Annotated in this window: 27 protein-coding genes and 1 pseudogene; 12 read left to right on the forward strand and 16 right to left on the reverse strand. The window is 40.5% G+C overall.

Annotation, left to right across the window (positions count from 1 at the left end):
- Nucleotides 1–8: 8 nt before the first annotated feature.
- The 9 genes from J0654_RS01415 to J0654_RS01455 form a co-directional block, all read right to left on the reverse strand.
- Nucleotides 9–791 carry an ABC transporter permease gene (locus J0654_RS01415; protein ID WP_207025937.1) on the reverse strand — a complete coding sequence of 261 codons (783 nt, stop codon included), beginning with the start codon at nt 789–791 and terminating at the stop codon, nt 9–11.
- Nucleotides 784–1497: an ABC transporter ATP-binding protein gene (locus tag J0654_RS01420; protein ID WP_207025942.1), complete on the reverse strand. Its 714-nt coding sequence runs from the start codon at nt 1495–1497 to the stop codon at nt 784–786. Before J0654_RS01420 ends, J0654_RS01415 begins: the two co-directional genes overlap by 8 nt.
- Nucleotides 1494–2705, reverse strand: a complete 1212-nt coding sequence (locus J0654_RS01425) for a nitrous oxide reductase family maturation protein NosD (protein WP_417948417.1) — start codon at nt 2703–2705, stop codon at nt 1494–1496. The genes J0654_RS01420 and J0654_RS01425 overlap by 4 nt, the downstream gene beginning before the upstream one ends.
- Before the next feature lie 103 nt (nt 2706–2808).
- Nucleotides 2809–3102: a cupin domain-containing protein gene (locus tag J0654_RS01430; RefSeq protein ID WP_207025944.1), complete on the reverse strand. Its 294-nt coding sequence runs from the start codon at nt 3100–3102 to the stop codon at nt 2809–2811.
- A 19-nt stretch (nt 3103–3121) separates the two neighbouring features.
- Nucleotides 3122–3556 (reverse strand): nitrous oxide reductase accessory protein NosL, encoded by a 435-nt coding sequence (locus J0654_RS01435; RefSeq protein WP_207025947.1) that lies wholly within the window; start codon nt 3554–3556, stop codon nt 3122–3124.
- Between the two features lie 10 nt (nt 3557–3566).
- Entirely contained in the window at nt 3567–4178 is a 612-nt protein-coding gene (locus J0654_RS01440) for a hypothetical protein (protein WP_207025948.1), read from the reverse strand.
- A 125-nt stretch (nt 4179–4303) separates the two neighbouring features.
- A complete protein-coding gene (nosZ, locus tag J0654_RS01445) occupies nt 4304–6256 on the reverse strand; it encodes a Sec-dependent nitrous-oxide reductase (RefSeq protein WP_207025951.1) in 1953 nt (650 codons plus the stop codon).
- 39 nt (nt 6257–6295) lie between these two features.
- Nucleotides 6296–6877 (reverse strand): fasciclin domain-containing protein, encoded by a 582-nt coding sequence (locus J0654_RS01450; protein WP_207025952.1) that lies wholly within the window; start codon nt 6875–6877, stop codon nt 6296–6298.
- 5 nt (nt 6878–6882) lie between these two features.
- Entirely contained in the window at nt 6883–7395 is a 513-nt protein-coding gene (locus tag J0654_RS01455) for a c-type cytochrome (protein WP_207025954.1), read from the reverse strand.
- 115 nt (nt 7396–7510) lie between these two features.
- On the opposite strand from J0654_RS01455, the gene J0654_RS01460 reads away from it, so the two are divergent.
- Complete coding sequence (locus J0654_RS01460; RefSeq protein WP_207025956.1) at nt 7511–7942, forward strand: RrF2 family transcriptional regulator; 432 nt, start codon at nt 7511–7513, stop codon at nt 7940–7942.
- Between the two features lie 313 nt (nt 7943–8255).
- On the opposite strand, the pseudogene J0654_RS01465 reads toward J0654_RS01460, so the two are convergent.
- From J0654_RS01465 to J0654_RS01480, 4 genes and pseudogenes are all read right to left on the reverse strand, one after another.
- Nucleotides 8256–8648: pseudogene (locus J0654_RS01465) on the reverse strand (nucleoside deaminase); the annotation flags it as partial.
- A 208-nt stretch (nt 8649–8856) separates the two neighbouring features.
- Entirely contained in the window at nt 8857–10023 is a 1167-nt protein-coding gene (locus J0654_RS01470) for an alpha/beta hydrolase-fold protein (RefSeq protein WP_207025962.1), read from the reverse strand.
- 59 nt (nt 10024–10082) lie between these two features.
- Nucleotides 10083–11018, reverse strand: a complete 936-nt coding sequence (locus J0654_RS01475; protein WP_207025964.1) for an MBL fold metallo-hydrolase — start codon at nt 11016–11018, stop codon at nt 10083–10085.
- A 505-nt stretch (nt 11019–11523) separates the two neighbouring features.
- Nucleotides 11524–12186 (reverse strand): FMN-binding protein, encoded by a 663-nt coding sequence (locus tag J0654_RS01480; protein WP_207025966.1) that lies wholly within the window; start codon nt 12184–12186, stop codon nt 11524–11526.
- A gap of 347 nt (nt 12187–12533) precedes the next feature.
- Between J0654_RS01480 and J0654_RS01485 the strand changes: the two genes are divergently transcribed.
- Nucleotides 12534–14183, forward strand: coding sequence for an ABC1 kinase family protein (locus tag J0654_RS01485; protein ID WP_207025968.1), 1650 nt, complete (start codon nt 12534–12536; stop codon nt 14181–14183).
- 51 nt (nt 14184–14234) lie between these two features.
- Here J0654_RS01485 and J0654_RS01490 read toward each other — a convergent pair whose 3' ends face one another.
- Complete coding sequence (locus J0654_RS01490) at nt 14235–14999, reverse strand: exodeoxyribonuclease III (protein WP_207025970.1); 765 nt, start codon at nt 14997–14999, stop codon at nt 14235–14237.
- Between the two features lie 258 nt (nt 15000–15257).
- On the opposite strand from J0654_RS01490, the gene J0654_RS01495 reads away from it, so the two are divergent.
- From J0654_RS01495 to J0654_RS18415, 8 genes are all read left to right on the forward strand, one after another.
- Complete coding sequence (locus J0654_RS01495) at nt 15258–15887, forward strand: hypothetical protein (protein ID WP_207025973.1); 630 nt, start codon at nt 15258–15260, stop codon at nt 15885–15887.
- A gap of 100 nt (nt 15888–15987) precedes the next feature.
- A complete protein-coding gene (locus J0654_RS01500; RefSeq protein ID WP_207025975.1) occupies nt 15988–16764 on the forward strand; it encodes a sigma-70 family RNA polymerase sigma factor in 777 nt (258 codons plus the stop codon).
- 5 nt (nt 16765–16769) lie between these two features.
- Nucleotides 16770–17168: a hypothetical protein gene (locus J0654_RS01505; RefSeq protein WP_207025984.1), complete on the forward strand. Its 399-nt coding sequence runs from the start codon at nt 16770–16772 to the stop codon at nt 17166–17168.
- Between the two features lie 231 nt (nt 17169–17399).
- The gene (locus tag J0654_RS01510) at nt 17400–18275 is read left to right on the forward strand and encodes a universal stress protein (protein ID WP_207025986.1); all 876 of its coding nucleotides are present in this window, start codon (nt 17400–17402) and stop codon (nt 18273–18275) included.
- A 197-nt stretch (nt 18276–18472) separates the two neighbouring features.
- Complete coding sequence (locus tag J0654_RS01515; RefSeq protein ID WP_207025988.1) at nt 18473–19159, forward strand: WG repeat-containing protein; 687 nt, start codon at nt 18473–18475, stop codon at nt 19157–19159.
- Nucleotides 19140–19901, forward strand: a complete 762-nt coding sequence (locus tag J0654_RS01520; protein ID WP_207025990.1) for an SDR family NAD(P)-dependent oxidoreductase — start codon at nt 19140–19142, stop codon at nt 19899–19901. The genes J0654_RS01515 and J0654_RS01520 overlap by 20 nt, the downstream gene beginning before the upstream one ends.
- Nucleotides 19902–19962: 61 nt before the next feature.
- Complete coding sequence (locus tag J0654_RS01525; protein ID WP_207025992.1) at nt 19963–20115, forward strand: hypothetical protein; 153 nt, start codon at nt 19963–19965, stop codon at nt 20113–20115.
- Complete coding sequence (locus tag J0654_RS18415; protein WP_417948822.1) at nt 20108–20446, forward strand: DinB family protein; 339 nt, start codon at nt 20108–20110, stop codon at nt 20444–20446. The genes J0654_RS01525 and J0654_RS18415 overlap by 8 nt, the downstream gene beginning before the upstream one ends.
- Here J0654_RS18415 and J0654_RS01535 read toward each other — a convergent pair.
- Nucleotides 20439–20816, reverse strand: coding sequence for a DUF7980 family protein (locus J0654_RS01535; protein WP_207025995.1), 378 nt, complete (start codon nt 20814–20816; stop codon nt 20439–20441). The two genes, J0654_RS18415 and J0654_RS01535, sit on opposite strands and share 8 nt — an antisense overlap.
- Before the next feature lie 325 nt (nt 20817–21141).
- Here J0654_RS01535 and J0654_RS01540 point away from each other — a divergent pair, with 325 nt between their 5' ends.
- Nucleotides 21142–21594, forward strand: a complete 453-nt coding sequence (locus J0654_RS01540) for a DUF2267 domain-containing protein (RefSeq protein WP_207025997.1) — start codon at nt 21142–21144, stop codon at nt 21592–21594.
- A 99-nt stretch (nt 21595–21693) separates the two neighbouring features.
- Nucleotides 21694–22143: a hypothetical protein gene (locus J0654_RS01545; protein ID WP_207025999.1), complete on the forward strand. Its 450-nt coding sequence runs from the start codon at nt 21694–21696 to the stop codon at nt 22141–22143.
- A 332-nt stretch (nt 22144–22475) separates the two neighbouring features.
- On the opposite strand, the gene ppsA is transcribed toward J0654_RS01545, so the two are convergent.
- Nucleotides 22476–24875 (reverse strand): phosphoenolpyruvate synthase, encoded by a 2400-nt coding sequence (ppsA, locus tag J0654_RS01550; RefSeq protein ID WP_207026001.1) that lies wholly within the window; start codon nt 24873–24875, stop codon nt 22476–22478.
- Nucleotides 24876–25027: the final 152 nt, after the last annotated feature.

The raw sequence follows: 25027 nt of genomic DNA on the forward strand, positions 1-25027 counted from the left end.
TGATGTTGTTAGAAATCTTTCCTTCTTGCTTTGTATCGCAATCCAAGGATGGGCAATACCGTCCATGCCAATAAGATGGCCATGGAGACCAAGAAACCCATATCGGTTCCAAAGAATTTTTTGAAGATGGCCCCTGTATACCCCAATAATGCGGAGATGTCCAATTTTAGCAATATCAATATTCGGGAAAGATCTATGGGGTTCAGTGAAGTGGCCACCAAAGAGAAAGTATCCAATGGGTATTCCTCGAACATGATAAGGGACATCAAGAAAAGTCCATCATAGACTACGGCCAAGAAAAGCCACAACAAAACAGCATATCCAAAACCCTTGATCTTGTTTTCGTTGGAAATGGCTATCACAAAGGAAAGCCCCACGAAGATGAACGTCAAAAAAGCCCCAGTGACCAGTAAGAGCGAGAAATCAAAAATAGCGTTGCTCCTCATTAGGCCATATAAAAGAAAAGGGATGCCCAGGCCCAAAACCAAACTCAGTGTCAATGAACCGGCCACACCAAAATACTGCCCCATAAATATGGAGGTTCGTTTAATGGGCTGTGCCAATAGAAGTTCGGTAAATTCACGGGAATTGTAATAGTACATCACCCCAAAGATGGTACCTATCAACGGAATCAGCACAATAATCACATTCATTAGGGTAATTACGGCCTTGGAAACATCATTGTTCAGGAACAACAGTACAAAGCCAAGTGCTAGATAAAACAAGAAATAAACGTAGCTCCAGCGGCTGCGGATAAGGTCGTAAAAACTATATTTTAAAATTTTAAGCATGGCTTCCTGTTGTTGTAATGGCCGCAATGGCATGTTCAAAATTGGTTTGTTCGGTTCTTTTCAGAAGTTCCTTGATGCTTCCTTTAAAGTATATCTCACCTTCCAAGAGATAGAGGATTTCGTCGGCCATTTCCTCCACAATTTGCATAATATGCGAAGTGATCAAAATGGTCTTTCCTTTTGCTTTTTCTTTACGGATCAAGTCCTTTAAACTGATCAAGGCCTTGGGGTCTAACCCCGTGGTGGGCTCATCAAGAATAATCAAGGGAGTGTCGAACATAAAGGTCAGTACAATGTTCACCTTTTGTTTGGTGCCTCCAGATAAGGTGGACAGCTTTTTATTCAGAAATGGTTCCAAGCCAAATAGGGCTATCAGTTCATCCTCGCAACTGGGGCTGTTCCTAAGGTCCTTGATCATATGAATCAATTCCTTGACCTTGATGTTGGGAGGAAAATTGGCAATTTGGGGGAGGTAATCGATTTTTTTGCGATACTTCCAATTTTTTTTAATTGGCGTATCCAATACGGAGATTAAACCTTCATCGGGAATTACCATCCCTAGAATACTCTTGATCAAGGTGGTCTTTCCCGAACCATTGGGCCCAAGTATGGCATAAATCTGTCCTTGGTCGATGGTCAGGTCCACACCTTTCAATACCTGGTTTTTGCCGAATTGCTTATGTAGATTGTTGATTTCTATGGTCATGGCCGTATTTTCATTAGAGGTTGGGCATCTTTTAGGTTATCAGGGGTGAAAACAGGGGAGACCCTTTCTGAAAAATCAATGATATCCATGAATAGGCTCCGCAACAGCACAATGGTCTCGGGGGTACGGTTCACGACATAGGAAAATAACTTTACAGGTCGATAAGGGACATCCCCAACACCATCCTTGTCTAGGTCATAACCCGTATAACTGCTCCAAAAATTACCCTCGAACACATTATCGTTCAACTTGCTGTTGTATGAAATGTCAAAGGAATTATAGAGGAAATTATTGCCTTTGAAACTATTGGTGTAACAGGCTCCTACCACACGAATGGCCCAGCCGTTCCCTATAAAGTCGTTATCGATGTACTTTATTCGGTTGGATCCCTCGACATTGATTCCAATGGTATTTTCCTCAAAAGTATTGTCGCTTATTTCCGCATCATTGATTTCTTTCAATAACATGCCATAAGCCGCCGTCCCCCAATTTTTTCGAAAAGTGTTGTTTTTCATGGTTATAAACTTTGAGAACATGACTGCAACCCCGGCACCATTGTTCTCAAAAGTATTGTTGGTATAGATATCATGGTTTGAAAACATGAAATGAAGTCCGTATCGAAGATTGTCCATACTTACATTATCGGTAATGGTAATTCGATCTGAAAATTCCAAATAGATACCATCTCGAGTACCTTGTACATGGTTTTTGCGCACTTCTACATCCGTGGAATACCAAAGCTGTATGCCATTGCCTGAATTATATTCGTCCACTGCATCTCCAATAATTCTATTGTGGTACACTTTGCCATGTGATGATTTCTCTAAGTAGATACCAAAGAACAACTGTTCCAATACCATATTCTGGATACTGAAATTTTTACTCTGTACTACTCGTATGGCAGCGTTGTCCTTGGTATAACTAACCCCGACATTGATAATGAACAAACCGTCCAAGGTTACGTTATCTGATGTAATTCTGAAGATTTCCCCTTTTTTTTCGCCATCAATGATGGGATACTCCATACCTTTTAATATCAAGGGTTTGTCGACCAAAATTTCAAATTCCCTATAGGTACCTTTTTGGATCAAGAGGGTATCATGGGCATTGGCCTCTTGAATGGTCTGTTTTATGGAACTATGCTCACAAGTCGGGCAAACCGTCCATGTCCTTGCCCAGACCAAGTGCCCCAAGAATAGCATAAACATTGCTAGGATATATTTGCAGTGTGGATGGTAAAATGTCATGATGTTTATCTAATTAACGTACACATGGGTATCCTGAAAAAAGGAAAGAACCAACTTTCTTTTTTTACCGGATTATCAAAAATTTGGCATCTTTTTTTGCCCTGACCCAATGTTCCACGTTCTTGGAAAAACTAAAATGCTGTTGTGCCTTCAAATTAATACATTGGTTTTCAATATAAAAATCGATGGATCCCTCCAATACAATCAAATGGGCATCTTTTGGGGATGTATGTTTTGGAAAGATTGTATTCTTTGCCAAGCTGATGCTCAATATTTCCAAAGAGGTGTTTTTTACCAGCTGTTCAATCTGTAAACCATTAAAAGGTTGTTGGGCAATGGTATTGTCAATATCTATCATATACATGGATTTACATTTTTTATTGGTTATATTGTTCTTTTAATTCTGACCAGGTAAGGAGTTCACCATCATTGGCTTCCAATGTATGTTGGGCCGCTTCTTTTTCAGAAAATGCACTTAGAAATGCCCCCATCGGGCTGGGAATGTTCTCGCTGATCAAATAGGTGGCCTTTTTAGCATCCACTAGTTCCCCCGGGCTTTCAAAATCATTGACCAGGAAGAGGCCCATAGTGGATTCATCCCAATCTTTTAATTGGTTCATCATACATTCCACGGCATCAAAATTGTAAACCTTGCCCTTTTTGGTCACCAGCTGTGCAGCATGTTGTTTATCCACAATGGTCATACTGCAATAGTGGCAGCCTACATGACCATAATCAATGGGTTTTGGGCTGACGGAGCACCCTATGTTTAAACCAAGAATAGCAAGAAGTATAATAACAAATGGTCTCATAGCGGATATTTTATTGTTTTTTGGTTTTCTGCCATCCCATAAAGCCTGCGGTCAATGTGAGCATCATCCCAATGAACATTAACCATCCGCCAGTAGAAGGCATGGAGGTCACATCAAAATTCAGCATTTTCACATGTCCCAATAACGGGGGTTTATAAGTCATCGGAGTTCCGTCGGGATTGGTCAATTTCATAATGGCATTGGGGTCTAAATTGGTCCCATAGTCCACCAACCATTCATTGAAATCGTACATGCCCAAAATGCCCAAAACGGACATCAGAACAAACCATCCGAGAAACCATTTGTAACTTATTTTATTGAGGTATCCCAACAATCCAATCAATACCCCCAAGGCGACCATGAACCCAATGATCATGGGAAAGGTACCGAACTCCCACATATCTTCTGGTTTTGGGAGCGTGTGCATGCCAATATAATGGTTTAGGCCATCAATGTTCTGAATATCAAATTCATTCACACCTTTTAAACCGTTGATATGGATATTCAAACCCAGGGGGTCTGGATATTGTGGAGCTCCCAGCATGATATTCCAGAGAGGAAAAACATATAATCCCAATAAGAAGAGAGGGCCAATGATCATTAGTAAACTAGCCTTTTTCATTTTTTTCTATTTAAGCGTTACAAACTGAGTGTGGTTTTTTGGTCGATGGTTGTTTTTCAATTTGTAAAAGAAAGCGGGCAGGTCATGGACACAGCCCGCTTTGTTCCTCGGTGAATCAATCCGAACTATTCACCAAGGGACCATTTCAATGCTATGTTTGAATTGGCCGGGGAAACCCTAACATACCCTTGCATTTCTTGGTGCAGGGCAGAACAGAAATCCGTACAGTAGAATGGCCATACACCGACTTGCTTGGGCTCCCAGACCGAAGTTTTGGTCTGGCCTGGCATGACAAGAAGCTCGGAAGTGTTCTGGCCAATCATGGCAAAACCGTGCGGTACATCGAAATCCTGTTCGTGATTGGTTATGTGAAAGTATACCTTGTCTCCGACCTTGACCCCTTCTATGTTGTCGGGGGTAAAGTGGCTCCTGATGGTGGACATATAGATATGTACCTCATTTCCATCCCGTACCACCTTGGCATCTGTTGGGGTTTTGACGGCATAGGGGTGCTTGTTTTCATCCAATCGGTAAATTTTCTGTGACTTTGGCGCCAATATTTCAGCGGGTATTCCAGCTGCATAATGGGGTTCGCCATGGGTGGGGAAATCATAGATCAATTCCATTTTATCCCCGGAGATGTCATATATCTGTGCAGAGTGTTCCATTTCCGGACCTGTGGGCAAATAACGGTCCTTGGTGATCTTGTTCATGGCCACCACGTACTTGCCAAATGGTTTTCTTGAGTTCCCTCCGGGAATCATCAAGTGACCGACCGAGTAGTAGGTTGGTTTTCTATCGATGACCTCCCAGGTGCCCAATTTCCATTTGACTACTTCGGAAGAGATGAAGAAGGTGGTATAGGCATTGCCATTTCCATCAAACTCGGTGTGCAATGGGCCGAGACCTCCACTTTTTACCTGTCCGGCCAATACATCCTCAAACTTCAAAATCGGGATTCCATAGGCTTCCCCATCAAATTTTTCACCCTCAATGGCAGCGATCATTTTATCAAAGGAGTGTACGGTCAAATCTGCTGACAGTTTACCGTTTCCAATGATGTATTGTCCAGTTGGATCTACATCACATCCATGTGGTGATTTTGGAGTTGGCAAGAAGTATACTGCTCCAGGAACTTTTAACGGATCTACCGTCAATACTTCTTTGTTCATGGTAGTTGTGGCCGTATGTGTGCCTTCATCATAAAGATTGTGTGCATAATTGGCCGGCATTTTGGTGCCTCCTCCATTATTAACGTATTCTTCGATTTTCTTCCAATTGACAGCGGCAATAAAGTCCTTGTCGTTTTGTGAGGCGTTCACCTCTTGTAAAGTGTGAGCTTCCTCCGTATTGTAGGTGGTAAAAAAGAACCAACCGTGGGATTTTCCCCTACCAGGGTGCGATAGGTCATAGTTGAAACCGGGCATCAACAGTTGGAATTTTAAATCCATGTGACCATGTTCTGGGTCTACACTGATAAAGGACAATGATCCTTTAAAGTTGCTTTTATATTCATTTATGGGCATGTCCCTTTGTGGAATAGGAACAGAGAAACGGGTACCGGCCACTACGTATTCCGTGTTTTCTGTGATGAAAGAAGAGCTATGGTTACCTGCACTGTTGGGTACCTCTATGATTTCTTCGGTTTCAAAAGTGCTTAAATTGATACGGGCAATTCTAGGTGTATTGTTACCGTTGATGAATATCCAACGACCATCCAACTCCCCATTGGTCTGGGATATGTCCGGGTGGTGGGCATCATCCCAAGGCACAAACCCATGGGATGTGTTGAGCATCGGTTTGGTTTCTTCTGAATAGCCGTAACCCGAAGTTGGGAATTGCGAGAACACAGGAATCTCCTTGAACATTCTACCAGATGGCAATCCATATACTGTTAGGTTACCACTGTATCCCCCAGATAGAAAAGCGTAAAACTCATCTTGCTCCCCAGGGGCGACATATACTTTTTCGGCAGCGCTGGATGACAGGGCCCCGTTCGAACTTTGGTTCTGTTGGCCACAGGAAACCAGCATTAGGGCCGCTCCCATGGTCACTATCAAATGGTTGTTAATTTTCATTGTTTTAGGATTTATTTGTTTTTATGGTTGTTGTATTGATCATTGGGTAGGAGGTAGAATGACCTTGTCCACGACATGGACAATACCGTTTCCTGCTTTCACACTACCTATTATTTTGGCACCCCCGACAAAGACATCATCGCCCTTGACTTCAACCAGGACATTTTGGTCATTGGCCTGTCCCAATTTTTTGAAATTTTTCAAAAAGTCTTTGGAATAATTGCCTGGGGTTACGTGGTACTTGAGGATGTTGGCCAAAGCATCTTTGTTTTCCGGTTTTAAAAGATCTTCTACGGTTCCTTCGGGCAGTGCACTAAATGCATCATTGGTGGGGGCAAACACCATTAAAGGCCCTGCGTTGACCAAAACATTTTCCAATTGTGCAGCTTGTACAGCAGCAACAAGCGTTGTGTGGTCTTCGGATTGCAATGCTATCTGCAAAACGTTGGGTGTGGACTCGTCATCTTCAATAAAGGCCTGTCCCTTTGTATATTCTGAGGCAACAGTGGATTCATTTTGATTCAAGTCCTTTGTTTCGTTTTGAGGACCATTTTTACAGCTACTGATGATTGTCAGTAGTGAGAATAGCCCCATCATACTAAGTTTAATGGATGATTTCATATGGCTTATTTTAAGGTTCTAAAGTATTCGAGTATTGCTCTAGCCTGCTCTTCTGTAAGTCCTTGGTTGGACATGGGGGAACCATTGAACTCTTGTAGCAAGTCTTTGGCCAGCGGGTCTTGTTGTACCATTTCCTGTGGATTCAATATCATGTTCATTACCCACTCTGGGGTTCTTCGTTCCAGTACACCGTTGGGTGCAGGTCCTATGAATTTTTTTCCGACCCTGTGGCAGGCCAAGCATAATTGATCATAGACTTCTTTACCATTTGCAGCCATCTCTTGGTCAATTTCACCGGGCAATTCAATTGATTTGATAGGACCGACTCCTTTTGTGGTCAAATCAACACGTTCAGAAGCTTTTACTTTACTGGCTGTGTTGGTTTCAACGGGTTTTTCTGTTGGTGCTTTTTTACGTTGTACGCTGAAGCCCTCTTCTTTTTTTTCTTTGTCCTTTCCTCCGCAGCTTATCATGGTAAGAGCAAAGAGTAATGCTATTCCTTTTAGTATTGTCTTCATGTGATAAAGCGTTAAAATTTGGTACCAAAAGTATGTAGGGTAAAAGACCTATAACATGATATTGGTCATAAAAAGGATAAAAATATCTTTTAATCTTTGTTTTATATTTTTCACCATGCTTTCCAATTCTTCCAAATATGCCATTAAAGGAGTGCTTTATTTAGCGTTGAACTCCAATGCCCACCATAAGGTCTTGGTAAGGGATATTTTTGAGATTGTTCATGTTCCAGAGGCTTATTTGGCCAAACTGTTACAAGAATTGTCTCGTCACAATATCATATCATCTACTAGAGGGCCAGGGGGAGGATTCTATTTGAGTGAGAAAGACCGAAAACATACTTTGATGGATATTGTAAAGGTCATTGATGGTGAAAAAAGAGTGAATTCCTGTGTCATGGGCATTCGTAAATGCGACATGAACAATCCCTGTGTACTGCATAAACTTGTAGGGGCAAATAAAACCAAATTCATACAAGTTCTTGAAAGAACAACTATATTGGATCTGATAGAGGGGAAAGGGGATGTTGAAGAATACTTTCCAATTTAATTATAGGTTTGATTGTCCCGAATAATTAGTTGGGCATAATGTTGTTTTTTATTTTGGTAATCAAGTAAAATAAATATTATAACCATTTACTTGTAATTCACTAGTTTTATAATTGAAAGTCCAAAACTCACACGGGGATGTCCTATAGGGTGTCCTATTTTTATCAAAACCACAGACCTCCCGTCAATATTGGGATTCAGTGGTTAGGTTCTAATCGGGTCAGTATGTTTGAAAGCTGTCTTTCCATTGTAATCGTTATTATTTCCTGGTTTGGACGGACAAATCCCAGAGGTGTCAACAAATCTGATTTGCGTTATAGCTTATGAAGTATGGAAGCCTCTTCTTCTAAAAGTGGCCCAATAACGTCTACCTTTCTTCCTCCATTTGCCAATACATCCCTAACAGGAAGTTCAAAAACCCAATTGGGGTCATTTCTACCTACAATTTGGTAATATGTTTTTTTGCTCAATCCATAGACAATTCTACCTATGCCGCTCCAGTAAATGGCAGATGTGCACATGGGACAAGGCTCATCACTGGTATAGATCGTACAATTGTTCAAAATGCAATGATCATATTTTTTGCTTGCTGCCCTGATCAAATTAATTTCAGCATGGGCCAAACAATCTATATCGGTGGTAATGGTGTTTTTACCTTTTAAGAGTACTTGACCATTCCCGGAGACCAGAATACAGCCAAAAGGTAAATTACCTTTCTTTTTGAAACACGAGCGGTTTCAATTGCCATTTTGACAAATTTTTTATGTGTCTCCATAGGTTGACTTTGTTTTTGGTCTGTCATCTTTTTTTTACTGGGGTTTTAATACGGCCTTTATGGATTTAATATCCAGTTATGTGTCTTGCCTTGTTCAGATTTTTCAAGATGTCAAGGAAGCCTATCGGCAACCATGTTCATCAGCTTTTCAGTTCCGATAATTTCATCAAGGCATGTTCGTTCTTTGGATTCAGTTCAAGGGATTTTTCATAGTTGTCGATGGCCTTTTTCTTATCTCCAAGAGCTTCATAGGCTTCGCCCAGACTATCAAAAGCATTAAATGAGTTGGGGAAATTCTCCGTATTCAGGATAAAGTATGACAAGGCCGTGGGTTTATCATGACTATTCCGACTTCGAAGCAAGCTATAACCAATTCGATTGACCAGTTGTTCCGGTGGCCTAAAGTTCCAAGAAAGTCGTCTGGAAATCGACTGAAAATGCTGAATCAATTGTTCCTTGCTCTTCACCTCCCGATAAGATATTCCATAACCTTCGAATATGTTGGAGATGCCATTGTAAAAAGCTATTGGTGGCACGGAAGCATGGTTTTCATTTTCAAAATATTCCATTTTGGCAGGAAAGACACCTTCACATTTGCTATTAAGCCCTTCAAATAATCTTACATGACGATCACGGTTTCTGATATTTCTCTTTCCCCAGTTCGCTGTGGCCAGATAAAAGTACCTTTTAAAAGATCGATCGGTAACAGCTTCCAACTTTTTATCCATGGTTTCCGCATCCCATGTGCCAAAACTGGGATCCACTGCAATAAAAGCGCTAAAAAGGGATTTTTCCTTCATATAGGCATGGGTGGTCAATAAAGCACTTAAGGAATGTCCAAAAAGAATTCGGTAAGGGGCGGTTCTATAATGGCTGTCCAATTCAGGAATCAGTTCGTCTTCCAAAAAGCTCAGAAATTTTTTACCTCCCCCTGAATTGTTCTCTCTTACAGTAATGACTTTATCGGGGGTATAGTCCCTTCTACGATCTACATTCGTGATACCTACCACGATCATTTCCGGAATTTTCCAACTTCGGTACGCATCCGAACTCAGATAATTTACAACCCCAGTTATACTTTTAAAATGTATGTTCCCATCGAGAACCATGAGTACTGGATAGCGTTTGTGGGATGATTGGTCATCATTGTAAGAATCTGGCAGGCTGATCCAATACCCTCTGTCCTCATTCAAGATATTGGAGTGGAGCATATGTTTTGTACCCAACATAATGGATTCGGTATCCTGGGACTTGATCTGGCCAATGCCCATGCATAAAAAAAGTAATACAATAAGGTTTTTGTTCATTTGTTGATTTTTTAAAATCGGTATGGACCGTTGTTTTGCTCTTTGTTTTTTGAAAGACGTTATTGCTGCAAACGATACATCAGTTTGACATACCGTTCAATCTCAGTTTCAAAATCTTGATAAAGGGCTTTGTATTTTGGCGCCAGATCAGCCTTGACACGCAATAATGTTTGATTGGATTTCATACCATTTTTATGGTCCGTAGAAACCTGCTTCCAAACAGTCGATAATAATTCCGTATCCCTGATTATTGCCTTTGCAGTCGTTGCTTTACCGTGTCCCGCTAAGACTATACTTGGGCTTAGATTTGCAATTTTATGAAGTGTATCAATCAAGTTTGGAACATTGCCGTGATCGGTAATCATGGGCATCCAATCGGAACTCACTACATCTCCCCCGAATATAATTTTTTGTTCAGGCAACCAGATTAAAATATCCCCGGGTGAATGCGCCCCATTACTGAAAATAAATTCAACATCCACCCCTCCGAAATTACGTTTTTGTCCTTGATTTAATAATAGGTGGGGATACTTGAGTTGCGTGGTCCCGATTGTGCCATTGGTTACCTTGGCATAAAACTCAACATCCTCTTGACCATATTTTCTCATGGTTGCAACAGCTTGTTCACTTGCAATGATTTCAACTACGGTATCGGCAAATGCCGCATTGCCCAACCAATGATCTGCATGACTGTGCGAATTGACCACCCAACGGACAGGAAGGTCGGTAACCGTTTTAATGGCTTTTTTGATGTTGTTGCCTATCTTTTCCGATGAACCGGTATCAAATAGGAGCACACCCGTTTGGGTGACAACAAAATGGACATTCGAATTCCAGCCCTTATTATCGGGGGTGGGCAATCCTATAGACGGTGAAACGATGCTATACACGTTTTTGGCGATGGCGGTAACCACAAAACCGGATTGAATGTCCCTTGCCATGGAGTTTTGGATAATCAGCGGAAATATGCTGATAATGAAAAGGAGTTTTCTCATTTGCTTTATGATCTTTTCATTTTTTGGTGTTTGCAATGGAGACTGTACAAAATCAAAAATGTTACAATGGAATCTTATAAAGATGATTATCGGGCCCATTTTGGATCATAAGGGATTGGTATCTGATAACTCGACTTAAATCACCTATTTTTTGTTTTATATATAATTCATTTGGTATTAGAAAGTTATATAAGTAATACCCTGGTAACTTAAACAGGATCTACAAGTCCAATATAGTTCTATATTATTTTAGATGCCATTATAAGATTAAATAGGTAGCTTAATATTAATTGAAATCATTTGAAAAATAATTGTCTACTTTTAATTTCAGAAGGATTAAAAATCACACGGGGATGTCCTATAAGGTATCCTTTTTTTAATCAATACCTCCAGACTTCCTGTCAATAGTGGGGTTCAGAGTTTAGGGTCTAATCGGGTCATGACTTTCTTGTTGAATATGAAAGGATTATCTTATTCTTAACTACCTTCGAGGGCAAACATCTTTTCACTCAAAAAACACCTTGTATTTTTTAAGGTTGTCGTTTATCATTTCCACAGTTAGCCTTGAGGTAATGGTGGCACCTGAAATTCCATCGACTAGCTTGCTTCCAGGTATTATAATCTTACCATTTTGTTTTAATCCATAGGTATTCGTCGAAAAATTTACCTTGGTGCCCTCAAATTGACTTTCAAAGGTTGATAATGTAATAGCCGCACCATATCCTTCCGATTCCGCTACATGGTCAAACTCAACTTTTTTAATTTCCAAATTGCTTTTATCTATTAGAAAAACACCCCGGATGTTACCTCCAAAACCCTGGTTGGACATGATGATTAGAACTTCTTTACCTGTTTTAGTTCCAAAAATGGGGTAAACATCACTTTTTCCTGTTTTAGAAATTTTTTTAAATAAACTGATCGCGTTGGAAAAATCCACGTTTGCAACGTTTTTATTTTCATCAATGGCCCAGCAATGAATCCGATTCTCAATATTGACCGAATCTGAAGGTGAAATACCTAAGTATTGTGCTATACTTTCCATTTCTTGAGATTGTTTGCGTGGTTTTTCAATTTCTATCGAAATTGGGTCAGGAGTACTCTTTTTATCCTGTTGCTTGCAGTTCCACATGCCAAGTAGAACTAGCGGAATTAAATATTTTGCTTTCATCTTCATACGGTTTTGCTCGTTGTTTTTTAGGGTTTTCCCCAGCCTTTCCCCTTTTTCATTCTCAAATTTGGAAATATTGATGCACAAAAGGAATGATTACCATCATATTGTGATATAGGTTTGATAATAGCAAGGCTTTTCTGCTTATAGCCTCATTGAATATTGATCGGGAAGCGCTGCACATTTGGTCATCGAGATGATTTTGGTCATACTGAGCCTGTCGGGAAGGATTTAACTTTGAAATGAACAAAGGGGAAGGAGACATCGCATAAGGCGAGGTGACTTGTTAGTTCTGTCTTACCCTTCATAATGGCAAGGGATGGAACCCAGAGGCAAAAAGCAGTACAATGAATAGGAATACTACAAAACTAAACCGGTTTTTGAAGGTAACCTCGGTTTTTACCAAATATGGCTTTGAAAATATATTGGCAAGTCAAAGCATTAAAAAATGGATTCCACAAAAGCTTCTTAAAAAGAATGAGAAAATAGAGAGACATCTTTCGTATTCGGTATATGAGCGTATCAGAATGGCATTGGAAGAGTTGGGGCCCACTTATGTGAAATTGGGACAGTTGTTCAGTGATAGGGAAGATTTATTGCCAAAAGAACTCACTACAGAGCTAAAAAAACTACAGAGCAATGTAGGGCCACAAGCACTTGATGTAAGAAAGAAAATAGAGGAGGAACTTGGTATAATCCAGGAAGAACATTTTTCCTGGATCGAAGAACATCCTTTTGCATCGGCGTCCATCGCGCAGGTATTTAAGGCGGAGCTGATAGATGGGACCAAAGTTGCCTTAAAAATAAAAAGGGAGCGGATTGCCCAAATTATTGAAGCAGACCTTTTGATCATGAAAGATGTGGCCAAGATTTTGGAGGATCAAAATGAAGAGATCAAGAAATTCAACCCAGTTCAAATGGTGTCGATTTTTGAAAGATCGATTCATCTTGAACTATCCTTTATGCACGAACGCGAGAATATTGATCGTTTTTCCAGAAATTTCGCAGAAGACCCAAGGATTTATTGCCATAAAGTTTTCAACGAGCTTTCCAACAACAATATACTCTGTATGGAGTTCGTCGATGGCATAAGTGTTACGGATATTGAGGGTCTTGCACAATTAGGAGCAGATCCAAAGACCGTGGCTCAAATCGGATTTGATCTTTACATGAAACAGGTGTTGGAGCATGGTTATTTTCATGCAGACCCACATCCAGGAAATATCTTGGTAACGAATGAGGGAAAGCTCGCTTTTATAGACTTTGGAAATATGGGCACTCTAATGCCGTCGGATAAGGAACATTTGGAAGATTTTGTTCGTTATCTGGTCCAGCGGAATGCCAAAGGAATCATTACCACCCTCAAGAAAATGACCTTGCATAGGTCTATCGGTAACGAAAGGGAGCTTCAACGTGATATTTATCGGATTTTTGAAATAATCGATCAAGATTCCATTGGTAAAATTAATATTTCAAGTATCATAGGTGAGTTAAAATCAATTTTCCGAAAGAATGTCCTTGTATTTCCGGAGTATGTCTATTTGTTAATGAAAGGACTGGTTCAGATTGATGGGATTGGAAGAAAATTGGATTCTGATTTAAATTTTTATGATACTCTGGAGCCTTATGCGAAAAGAATTATCAAGAGAAGAATGTCACCATTACATAGAATTCGGGAGGGCTTTAAAAATATTGGCGAGCTATCGGAAACCTTGACGGATATTCCTGGTGAAGTTTTGGGTCTACTTCAGCAAGTCAAAGATGGGAACCTTAAGGTTTCACATCAAATAAAGGGATTGCCAGAAATGAAAAAAGCCATGGATCGCCTGGTATTGGCCCTAATCATTTCTGCATTGTCTATAGGTTCTGCTATTTTGGTACTTGCCAATATGCCACCAAAGATTTTTGGGGTTCCCTTGCTGGGGCTTATCGGCTTTACGGCATCATTTTTAATCGGGCTATGGATTGTGGTGTCCATGTTGAAAAGGAAAAATTAAAAATACTTTCTTACAGTTGGCCGTGGCCATTTTGCAAATAGCATACTTGAATCATACATCGATTTCCAAAAGTATAGGACAATGATCGGAGCCAAGGATCTCGGATAATATGTTGATAGCTGTTATCTTGGGTAACAATGTAGAGCTGACCAAAAAATAGTCTATGCGCCAACCGATATTCCGTTCCCGCGCCTTAAAGCGATAACTCCAATAGGTATAGGCCACTTTATCTGGGTGCCGCTTACGAAAAACATCCACAAATCCAGCATTGAGAAAATTGTCCATACCATCGATTTCAATTTGCGTGTAGCCTGCTGTCTTGTTGTAATTGGCCTTGTCGTTCTTTAAGTCCATGGCCTGGTGTGCTACATTAAAATCACCACAGACTATTACCGGTTTCGTGGCTTCCAATTCTTTTAGGTAGTTTAGAAAATCCATATCCCAGGTCTTACGATAGTCCAACCGGTCCAGTTTTTGTCCCGAATTTGGGACATAGACATTAACAAGGTAGCATTGATCGTATTCGGCACATTGCACCCTTCCCTCGTAATCGTGCTCAGGATTTCCCATATCGTTATGGAAGGTCAAGGGATTTTTTTTACTCAGAATCGCGGTACCTGAATATCCCTTTTTAAGGGCCGAGTTGGAGTACAGTGTATAACCAGTTAAAACGGACAGTTCCTTTTCCGTTTCTTGATCTTGCGCCTTGGTCTCTTGAATACAGATGATATCCGGGTCCAGTTGCTCGATATTCTTTATGAAATCTTTTTTCATAATGGCCCTAATCCCGTTTACGTTCCAGGAAAGAATCTTCATATCCGTTTATTTTAACCTAAATATAGCGGATTGAAAGCATCTTGTAAAAACCTGCGGGACAAACTTAAAGGGGATACCAAAGCACATCATTTTTCAATGGAGTATGGCTGGCAAGAAAATATACCCATATCACCAATCTGATACCTTTTACATCAAAAAATATTTAAGCTATTATCGTTTAATTTGATGGAGGTTGACCGGCATCATTTTCAATTCACAGTAGGCACCATAACTTGCATTTAGATAAAAATAGATGTTATGAGAAAAATAGTTGCATGGTGCTTGGTCCTGTTGCTGGCCTCATGCTCAAGCACTCGATTTGTTGATAGCTGGAAGAATAACGAAGTTACTGTATTCAGCCCCAAAAAGCTGTTGGTCATTGGTATTACCGATAACCTGACGGCCAGGAAAATCTTTGAGGAAGAGTTGCGATTGGCATTCATCAGGAAAGGCATAAATGCATTTGAGAGTACCGAAATCATTGATGAATCATTTTCGGATACCAAAAGGTCGGAGGAGGAAATACAAGAAATGACGGATGAAATAATAGAGCAAGGTTTTGATGCGGTGGCCATAACGGCCATTAAAGGAGTGGACGATAAAGTGGATTATCGTTCCGATTATTATGATATAAGATATGGTTGGTATCGTTTTGGGCGATATTGGTATTTATATCAGGATGTGTACCATACTCCAGGATATTATTCCCAATATAAGGTCTATCATGTAGAAACCGCAGTATATGACCTCCTTGGGGAGGAAAATCAAACTTTGGTCTGGGTAGGCTCTTTTGATATTATGGACCCAACAAGTATAACCATCACAGTCGATGATTATGTAGAACGCATAATAAAACAGATGGAACGGGATGGCCTGCTGTTAAAGTAATGGAGGCTGTTCGCTGCCAATAAGGCCAATGATTTAGGTCATTTGAAGTAATAAGTACATTACGGATATTTAGTTGTTGATAATAATAATCTCATGTACTATGGAAAAGATTAAAGTAGATAATTGGCAAGAGCTTCCCTTTCAGGAAAGGGTGGCAGAAGCTTTTTCGGAATTGAGACAACTGAAACAGCAAGGTGACACGCGTGCCTTTGGCAACCTTCTTATTGCCATTTTGCCCGAAGTGAGAAGCTATATGACAAAAAGGTTCAATACCGCCTTGGGAAAAGGAATGCTCCCCAAAGGAAAATACAAGATTGATGATTTTATCGATCAGCTCTTTTTGGAAGCGTTTGAGCATTTTGATGAGGTGACCAATAAATGGGACCTAAATCCATGGCTTTTTAAAAAGGCGGATATGCTTTTGGATGAAGTGATCGAGGAAGAGGAGTTCGACGAGGTTTTCTTTGAGAACATTGATACGTATTCAAAGTTGGAATGGAAATCAATGGAGGAAAAGTTCAGTACGGATGGTGATGGTGACTATGTGATGTTGGAAGAATTGGATGATATCTCCTACCATGGGCGTGATTATTTGCTCAAGAATATTTTTCTTGACGAGGACAAAAAAGACCTCATGGCAAAACTTGATCGACAACAGGAAAGGGACACCATTGCCAAGCATATTGATTTGGTACTTTACCATATGTCAGAAAAGATGCAGTCCATTTACCAACTTTATGCGGAACAAAGGTTTGGTATACGTGAAATCGCCGGAATCAAGAATATTTCGGTAGAGGAGGTACAACAGCTTTTAAACAAGGCCAAGGAGCATTTGGAAAGCAGCTTATATTACAGGTTTTTAACGGATAATGTTTAAACAAAATGGAACGAAACCCCAATACGGAACTATTGCTGGAAGCCAGTTTGGACAGCCTACACCGGGAGAGTAGGGAATGGCTCGAGACCGTTGCCTTTTGGAAGGACGAGACCCGTTTTTTCAGGGATTTGTTGGAAAATAAAAAGAAAAGCTTTGGGAACTTGTCCGAGTATGGAAAAATCCTTGAGGATTTAAATCAGCTCCACGAAGGTTTATATGATTACTTGGTCGATGATATTTCAGAACATGAAATATTTTTGGGTAAGGTGTTGAAAACGGAAAAGGGCATTGCGGATGCCGAATATCGTGAGAAACATCAAAAACTGAAATCAAGGATGGATGTTTTCGAACGGGATTTCAGGGCCTTCAAAAGGATGGTGTTCGGTTATGTAAAAGCATTGTAACAAGGATGCTGTTGCAAAGAACTATTTGATTCCAAGAAAAATCAAAAGCCGATTTCAAGTGGATTTACGACTTTGTGAAAGTCAGTATCAAGTGCAGGGATGATCAAACACGTACCATTGGATGTAAAAAATAAACCAGACTTTGCATTTCCAAAGTTTCGATGGCCATGAATCATGGGCTTAAGAATTGAGATATGGCAGTGTTGAAAACGTATAAAAAACAATGACCTCGTGAAAACCATAGTGTATGCCACAGACTATTCCTCTGCATCCATTGCAGCTCTTTTGTATGCTTCAGGAATTACAAAAGCATTGGGAGTTCGTATGGTTTTGACCCATGTGTACCAGTTATCCGCTATTTTGGGGTCTACTGCGGAAAAGGCTTTTCCAGAACTTTCAACGGCATCCAAAAGCCAAGAACGTAAAAAGTTGAAAAACTTCTATGAAAAATATGTGGGCAAGGTCGAGGATGATTCAATGGTTCGGTTTGAGCCCGTTGAGCATACATCGGTCATCAAAGGAATTGTTTCCAAGGCAATGGATTGGCAAGCTTTTGCCATTTTTATGGGAATGAAAATGGAAAATAAACTACGGGAAGTCATTGTGGGGAGCACGATTAGATCTCTTTTTGGAACGTCGCCCTGTCCTGTATGGGCCATTCCGAGCGATACGGTATATGCGCCATTGGACACCATTGTTTACGCTTCCGATTTTGAGGAAGAGGATATTTATGCCATCCGTAGCTTGGCAGAAATGGTCAGCCCTTTTAGGGCCGAGATACGGATAGTACATATTGCTACGGAACAAGAATTTACCGGGGCTGCCCAAATGGACTGGTTTAGGGAGTTTTTAGTAAAAGAGCTATCCTACAAGCATATTCGATTTGAACTACTTCTTTCCAACCATATTCAAAATCGTCTGGTGAGCTACCTCAAAGAGGAGGATGTAGACCTTTTGGTCATGCTGGAACGTGAGGATAAAAGTTTTCTGAAAAAATGGTTGCGAACCGATATGGTCAACAAAATGGAATCCTATGGGAAGATACCCTTATTGGTATTTCGAGAGCAGAATCATCAAATACTTTATTTTACGCCGTCGTATGAATAACTGTCCGGTATAAATAGATACCTACCTTTCTTTCTCCAAAAAACTGGATGAAGGCGTACAGGGTTCATGTTGTTTTTGGGGGTGCTACCATTTTTCTTTACATGATTTATTTGGACCAAAGTCCATACTGACCTGGGTCATTGGATAGGGCTCGATGGTGACCTAACTTGCTTGATATCATCTAAAAGACATGAGCTATGAAGCGAATATATCTACTACTGCTGTGTGGGATTTTGTTTTCTTTTATGGGAACATCACAAACCATTGAAACCATCAATACCCCCATCATTAAAGGATTGGACGAAGTGGCCCCGTTCAGCGAAGGTTTGGCGGCTGTGCGGCAAGGAGAACTATGGGGCTTTATTGACAAAACCGGTGAATTGGTCATAGATTTTAGGGACGATGTGGTGTGGAACAAAAACCCGGATCCCGACCGAACCGATATCAAAGGAATACGATATCCACGGTTCAAGGATGGGTTATGTCCCATCCAGCAAACCAAAGATGAAGGTATCATATATTATGGTTTTATGGATTATCAAGGGCAGGTCGTGATAGAACCAGAATACTTGAATGTTACCGAGTTCAATGATAACAAGGCCGTGGGAATCTATTGTCGCAAAACCTTCAGGGGCAAAAACAGTTTTCAACTGAATATTTATGAGTACACCTTTACGGAGGCAATTTTGAATGCCGAAGGGGAAATTGTGTGGCCGATAAAAACGAGGGATGGCATTTCAATGATAAAGAAAAGGTATGAGATGCCCGAATTGACGGCCTCTTTGATTTCATCAGATCTTATCGCTATTAAAACTAAGGACAATGATTTTGAAATCAGCCTTATAAAAACCCTGGATAAAAATCATGAAAAGCTTGAGAGATAAAGTGGCCATAGTGACAGGAGGAGCTTCGGGAATAGGAAAAGAAGTGGCCCGAACACTCTTGAAGGAAGGGGCCAAGGTCCTTTTAGTGGATATTGATCAAAAGGCCTTGAAAATGGCCGAAAAGGAATTCAACAATCCGCGTTTGATGCATTGCAAGGCCGATGTATCGAAGCCCGAAGATGTCAAAAAATATGCAAAGCAAGCATTGGACGGTTTTGGTAGAATAGATATTTTTTTAAATAATGCAGGTATTGAGGGCGTTTCAAGACCTATTGTTGAATATCCCGATGAACTGTTCGACCAAGTTATTGATGTCAATTTAAAAGGGGTCTGGTACGGTTGTAAATATGTGGTGCCGCATATGAATAATGGCGGAAGCGTCATCATTACCTCTTCTGTGGCAGGCCTCAAAGGTTTTGAAGGATTAGGGGCCTACGTAGCCAGCAAACATGGAATCGTGGGAATCATGCGAACAGCGGCCTTGGAGTTTTCAGATAGAAATATTCGTGTCAATTCCATTCACCCTGGCCCTGTGGAAACCCAGATGATGCGTAGGATAGAGACCGAGATCTCCCCAGAGGATAGCAGTAGCGTCAAGAAGGGGTTCGAAGCTGCTATTCCCTTTGGCCGGTATGCCAACGTTGGCGAAGTTGCCGACCTTATCTTATTTTTAGCTTCGGATCAAAGCAAATACATTACCGGTGGTACCTATGTGGTGGACGGTGGTATGCTCATCGCATGACCTAGCTCAATGGGAATTTGATAGTTACGGTTTTACTTTGGGCATATAAATTTGCCATGTCATGGATACCGTACAACTCAACTTGGTGCTGGCAGAGTTTTCTTCCACGATACGAAGCCTGACCCTTAAAAGACTGGATGAAGTGCCTAAAGGATTCTTCAATTGGCGCTTGAACAACACGGCCATGAGTTTTGCCGATATTACAGGTGGATAAGTTGTTTATCGAGCTTGTAAGTAGCAGTCATAAAAAGTTTCATTGGAAGTTTGGGTCAGAAGAACCACACATCGAGGTAGGTATTGGTATCTATGTATTAATGCTTGAAAAGTTGCAGAAACTTCAAAATAAAAGTTGCCAAATCATTGAGAAACTGAATAAAAACCGACTCAATAGGCAATTGACAAACGAGAGTGGGGAAGATATGACCCTTTACTGGTTCTTACTTCGAAAAGTGCTTGAGCATGAAATTTATCACCGGGGACAGATAGCAGCTTACCTAAAGGTTTTAAAAGGAGAATCAGATCGCCACAGTTTACAAGTCAATTAAAGTATTCGGTTGGAGGTTTCAGCCATCCCATTAAGACCATGACCACAATAATTCCTGTATAAAGAATTGAAATGGTAAGATCTTTTATCAATTCCTTTTTGGAGTACTTTCTTTGTTTTTTGGAAACAGCGTGTCCAACCCCATAATGAATCATGATGAAGCCAACAATATTGGTTATCCAATAGCCCAAAATCATTGCAGGTAGAAAGAGCTTTTCGGAAAGAAGTTTAAAGGGTAGGGCAATTACATAAGCTATGGGGATGTTCAAAATTAAATCATTCCACCATGCCAACGGGGATAATAGATATCCTAAAAAAGCAATGATGCTCCCCTTAATTCGCCTTCTTCTTATGTTGGAATTATTTTTCATGGTACATCGTCATCGTGGTCGCATACAATTTGGTGGAGTCAGGAGATTCCATTGTAAGTACCGAACAAGTTAGTTGACGGTCCAAACAGAGGAAATGATGTGCATCATTGGAAACGGGCCGGGACCATAGAAATTCATGCTTTAAAATCAAGGAATCATAACAATCTTGACCATAGGACTTGTAGTATGGCTCTCTATTAAAAAGCTATCAGAAAACCTCTTGGAATATCTGGGTCAGTGTTAAAATATGCTCCAGTTGACCGAGGTCATTTTGAAATTCCCTTAAAAGTATCAACTTGAAGAGTGTATTAAAAAAACTGGAATTATGGCACTGGACTTTAACAATTATGCAGCTGCTGGCAATGCTTTTCTGAAAGAATATGCCAGAAACCTGGGCCTTGGAGATGATACTGATAAGGCAGGCAGGATTTTTGTTTCGATTATGCATGCCTTGCGCGAGATTATTTCCATGGAAGAATCTTTGGACCTTTTGGCCCAATTGCCCATGTTCTTGAAGGCCGCCTATGTCAATCAATGGAATCCCAAAAAAACGAGACCCGAAATCAAACATATGGACGAGTTCGTTGAATTGGTAAAAGAAATGGATGGTAAGACGGCAATCATTGATTATGGTGAGGAAAATGATCTTGCAGAGACCTATATCGATACCACATTTATCTATCTACGAAAATATGTATCGCTGGGAGAAATGGAGGATATCCGTGATGGGCTTCCCAAAGACCTTAAAAACATGATCTATTCCAACTTGATGTTTTAGGCGTAAATCAAATTGGGTTGGTATGGTAAATGGATGTTTTTGGAGATAGGGATTACAGTATGGAAGCCATATGGAGCGTAAACCCTAAAAAACGGTATTATGGACAACTATGGAATCAGACCCCTTGACAACTATATTTTCGAGGCCGATTGGCAGCAACTGTACACACTGACCGAACATTGGCTCTCAGATTTATATTTTTATAGGGACGACCTCAGGTTTTTACATCATTTGATCGATAATTACTTCAAATGGCTCACCAAAGCTGAAAACATCAATAAAGTTGTGGCCTTGGAAACAAGCTTGCTTGTTTTGGATAAACAAGGGGTTGGACTGATCCAACAAGTAAAAAAGCACCTGGATCACCTGTCAGGATTGATCGATGACCCCTTTAAGTATGATTCACATACATTTAGACAGGAACACCAACAATTGGAAAATGATCTTTCAAGTTTTGTCAAGGATTTTAGGGTCCATCGAAAAAGTGTATTTGAGATAACGGAGTTCTTGATGGATGCCGATGAGGTGAAAAGCCATCTCTTGAAATAAGTTCGGGAAAATGTCTTGACCAAAAAAAAGAAACCGGAACACCTAAATGTTCCGGTTCCAAAGAAGAAATTACGCTATCCAATGACCGCTTACACTGGAAACTACTCAGATTTATCGCTAAACCTTTTCACAACTCAAAAAGTATAAAGGATATCTGTAGCTTCTCCTTTTATCTTAATTTCTTTATGCAATTGTCCTACCCATTAAAGTTTAATGTGCTTAACAATGATGGTTCTAAATTACAATATGGGGACAGGCTTTGAAATGACCCAGATCAGTTCAAGTCATTATTTTAAAGTTTTAACATTTACTGAACATATCCTAAGGTAAAATCAGTGGATTGCTCCTTCTGTCTTTTTGTGTTCGTTTAGTGCAGTTTCAGCCTTGTAAATATTGTCGATGCCCTGTAGCAGGGCATCTGGGTTAAAGGAAATGCTGTCTATGCCCTCTTTTACCAAGAATTCTGCAAATTCAGGGAAATCGCTGGGTGCCTGTCCGCAAAGACCTATTTTGGTCTTGGTCCGTTTTGCGGAGGCAATGGCCATGGAAACCATCTTTTTGGCCGCAGGATCGTTTTCATCAAAGAGGTGTCCCATGATTTCCGAGTCACGGTCAATGCCCAAGGTCAGTTGGGTAAGGTCGTTGGAACCGATGGAGAATCCGTCAAAGATTTTTGCAAATTCATCTGCCAAGATAACATTGCTGGGTATTTCTACCATGGTGTAGACCTCCAGTCCATTCTTACCTTTTTTTAATCCATATTCCTCCATGATCTGAAGCACTTTTTCACCTTCGGATACCGTGCGGCAGAAGGGAACCATAACCTTTAAATTGGTGAGACCCATAACATCCCTTACTCTTTTTATGGCTGCACATTCCAAGGCAAACCCTTCTTTATACCATGTGCTGTAATAGCGGGAAGCTCCCCTGAAACCCAGCATGGGATTTTCTTCCTCGGGCTCAAAATCCTTTCCGCCGATGAGATTGGCATATTCATTGGTCTTAAAATCGCTTAACCTAACAATAACTTCCTTTGGATAAAATGCAGCTGCAATTGTGGCAATGCCCTGGGAGAGTTGATGGATAAAATATGCCGTCTTTTTTTCATAACCTTTGGTCAGTTTTTCAATCTTGTTCGAGGTTCGCTGATTCTTGATGTCATTAAACCTTACCAAAGCCATTGGGTGGATTTTCACAAAATGGGTCACAATAAATTCCATGCGAAGAAGTCCTACGCCATTATTGGGATAGAACGAGAGTTGGAATGCATTTTCGGGGTCGGCCAAAATCATCTTCACCTCAGTTTTGGGCATGTGAATATTTGAAAGATCAACTTTGGTTTCTTCAAATTTCAATGTCCCACTATATACATATCCAGTTTTTCCTTCCGCACAGGACAAGGTAATGTTTTGGCCATCCCGTAAAGTCGTGGTGGCATTGCCACAGCCAACAATGGCAGGCACTCCCAGTTCCCGGGCCACAATAGCGGCATGACTGGTTCTGCCTCCCTTGTTGGTGATGATACCGCCAACCTGCTTTAATAATGGGTCCCAATCAGGGGTAATATTATCGGTAACGATAAAATGTTCGGTTGTCAAGTTTTTACTCTCCTTGGGCGATTGTAACCGAAGGGCCTTACCAATTTTTATTTTTGAGCCTACAGCATTTCCTGAAACTAGGGCAGTACTTTTCTCAAGAAGTTTGTACTCGATGTAGACCTTCTTTTCCCTTCCCCTATGAACGGTTTCGGGTCTTGCCTGTATAATGTACAGTTCATGGGTTGCCCCATCTTTCGCCCACTCAATGTCCATGGGTTTTTTATAATGTTTTTCTATGGTCAACGCCCATCGTGCCAATTGTATGATTTCATTGTCCGAGAGTACAAATTGTTGCTGTTTTGATTTTGGAGTTTTGATATTTATGGTAGGACTACCCCTTTTTCCTGTATTGTAGACCATGGTCAATTGCTTATCACCCCGTTTTTTTTGTAGAATTGGAAAATGTTTAGTTCCCAGTGTGGGCTTAAAAATGTAGAATTCATCGGGAGTTACATTACCCTGTACAATGTTCTCGCCCAAACCCCAAACACCTGAAAGCAAAATTATATTCCCAAACCCGGATTCTGGTTCAATGGTGAATCCTACACCGGAACATCCTTGGTCGGCACGAACCATTTTTTGGATACCGACCGATAGGGCCACATTACTATGTGCAAAGCCTTTGTCATTCCGGTATTTAATGGCCCTATCCGTATAAAGGGATGCAAAACATTTTTTTACGGCCTCCAAAACATCTTTTTTGCCCTTTACGTTCAAAAAGGTATCGTGTTGTCCGGCAAAACTGGCATGGGGAAGATCTTCTGCCGTTGCACTGCTCCTTACGGCTACTGGGAGAGGGGCATTTTCACAAAGCTTGTCATAGGCTCTTATGATTTCATCGGATATGGGTTTGGATATGTGACCCGATAGGATAAGCTCCCGGGCTTTTCTCCCTATTTCTTTTAAGTTGATATATGTATTCGTATCCAAACGGCTAAGGGTTTCCTTAAGAGAAATCTTTAGGCCATTGTCATCCAGAAAATCCCAAAAAGCATTGGATGTTGTGGCAAAACCATTTGGAACACGAACACCTTCCCCTGACAATTGATTGTACATTTCACCTAAAGAGGCATTTTTTCCGCCTACTATCGGTACATCATCAATAGCTATGTCGTTGAAAAACTTGATATACATGATCGGGTATTGTTTTAGTATACCAATTTCACAATCAGCGAAGCTTTATACAATGATCTACGTCAAGTCTTTTAGGTCCAATGATATCCATGGAATTTTATAAAAATATGTTTATCAGGCATTTGTATTGTTTTTTTACGGGTGATTGGAAT

The sequence above is a fragment of the Flagellimonas profundi genome, assembly GCF_017313275.1.
Lineage (GTDB): Bacteria > Bacteroidota > Bacteroidia > Flavobacteriales > Flavobacteriaceae > Flagellimonas > Flagellimonas profundi.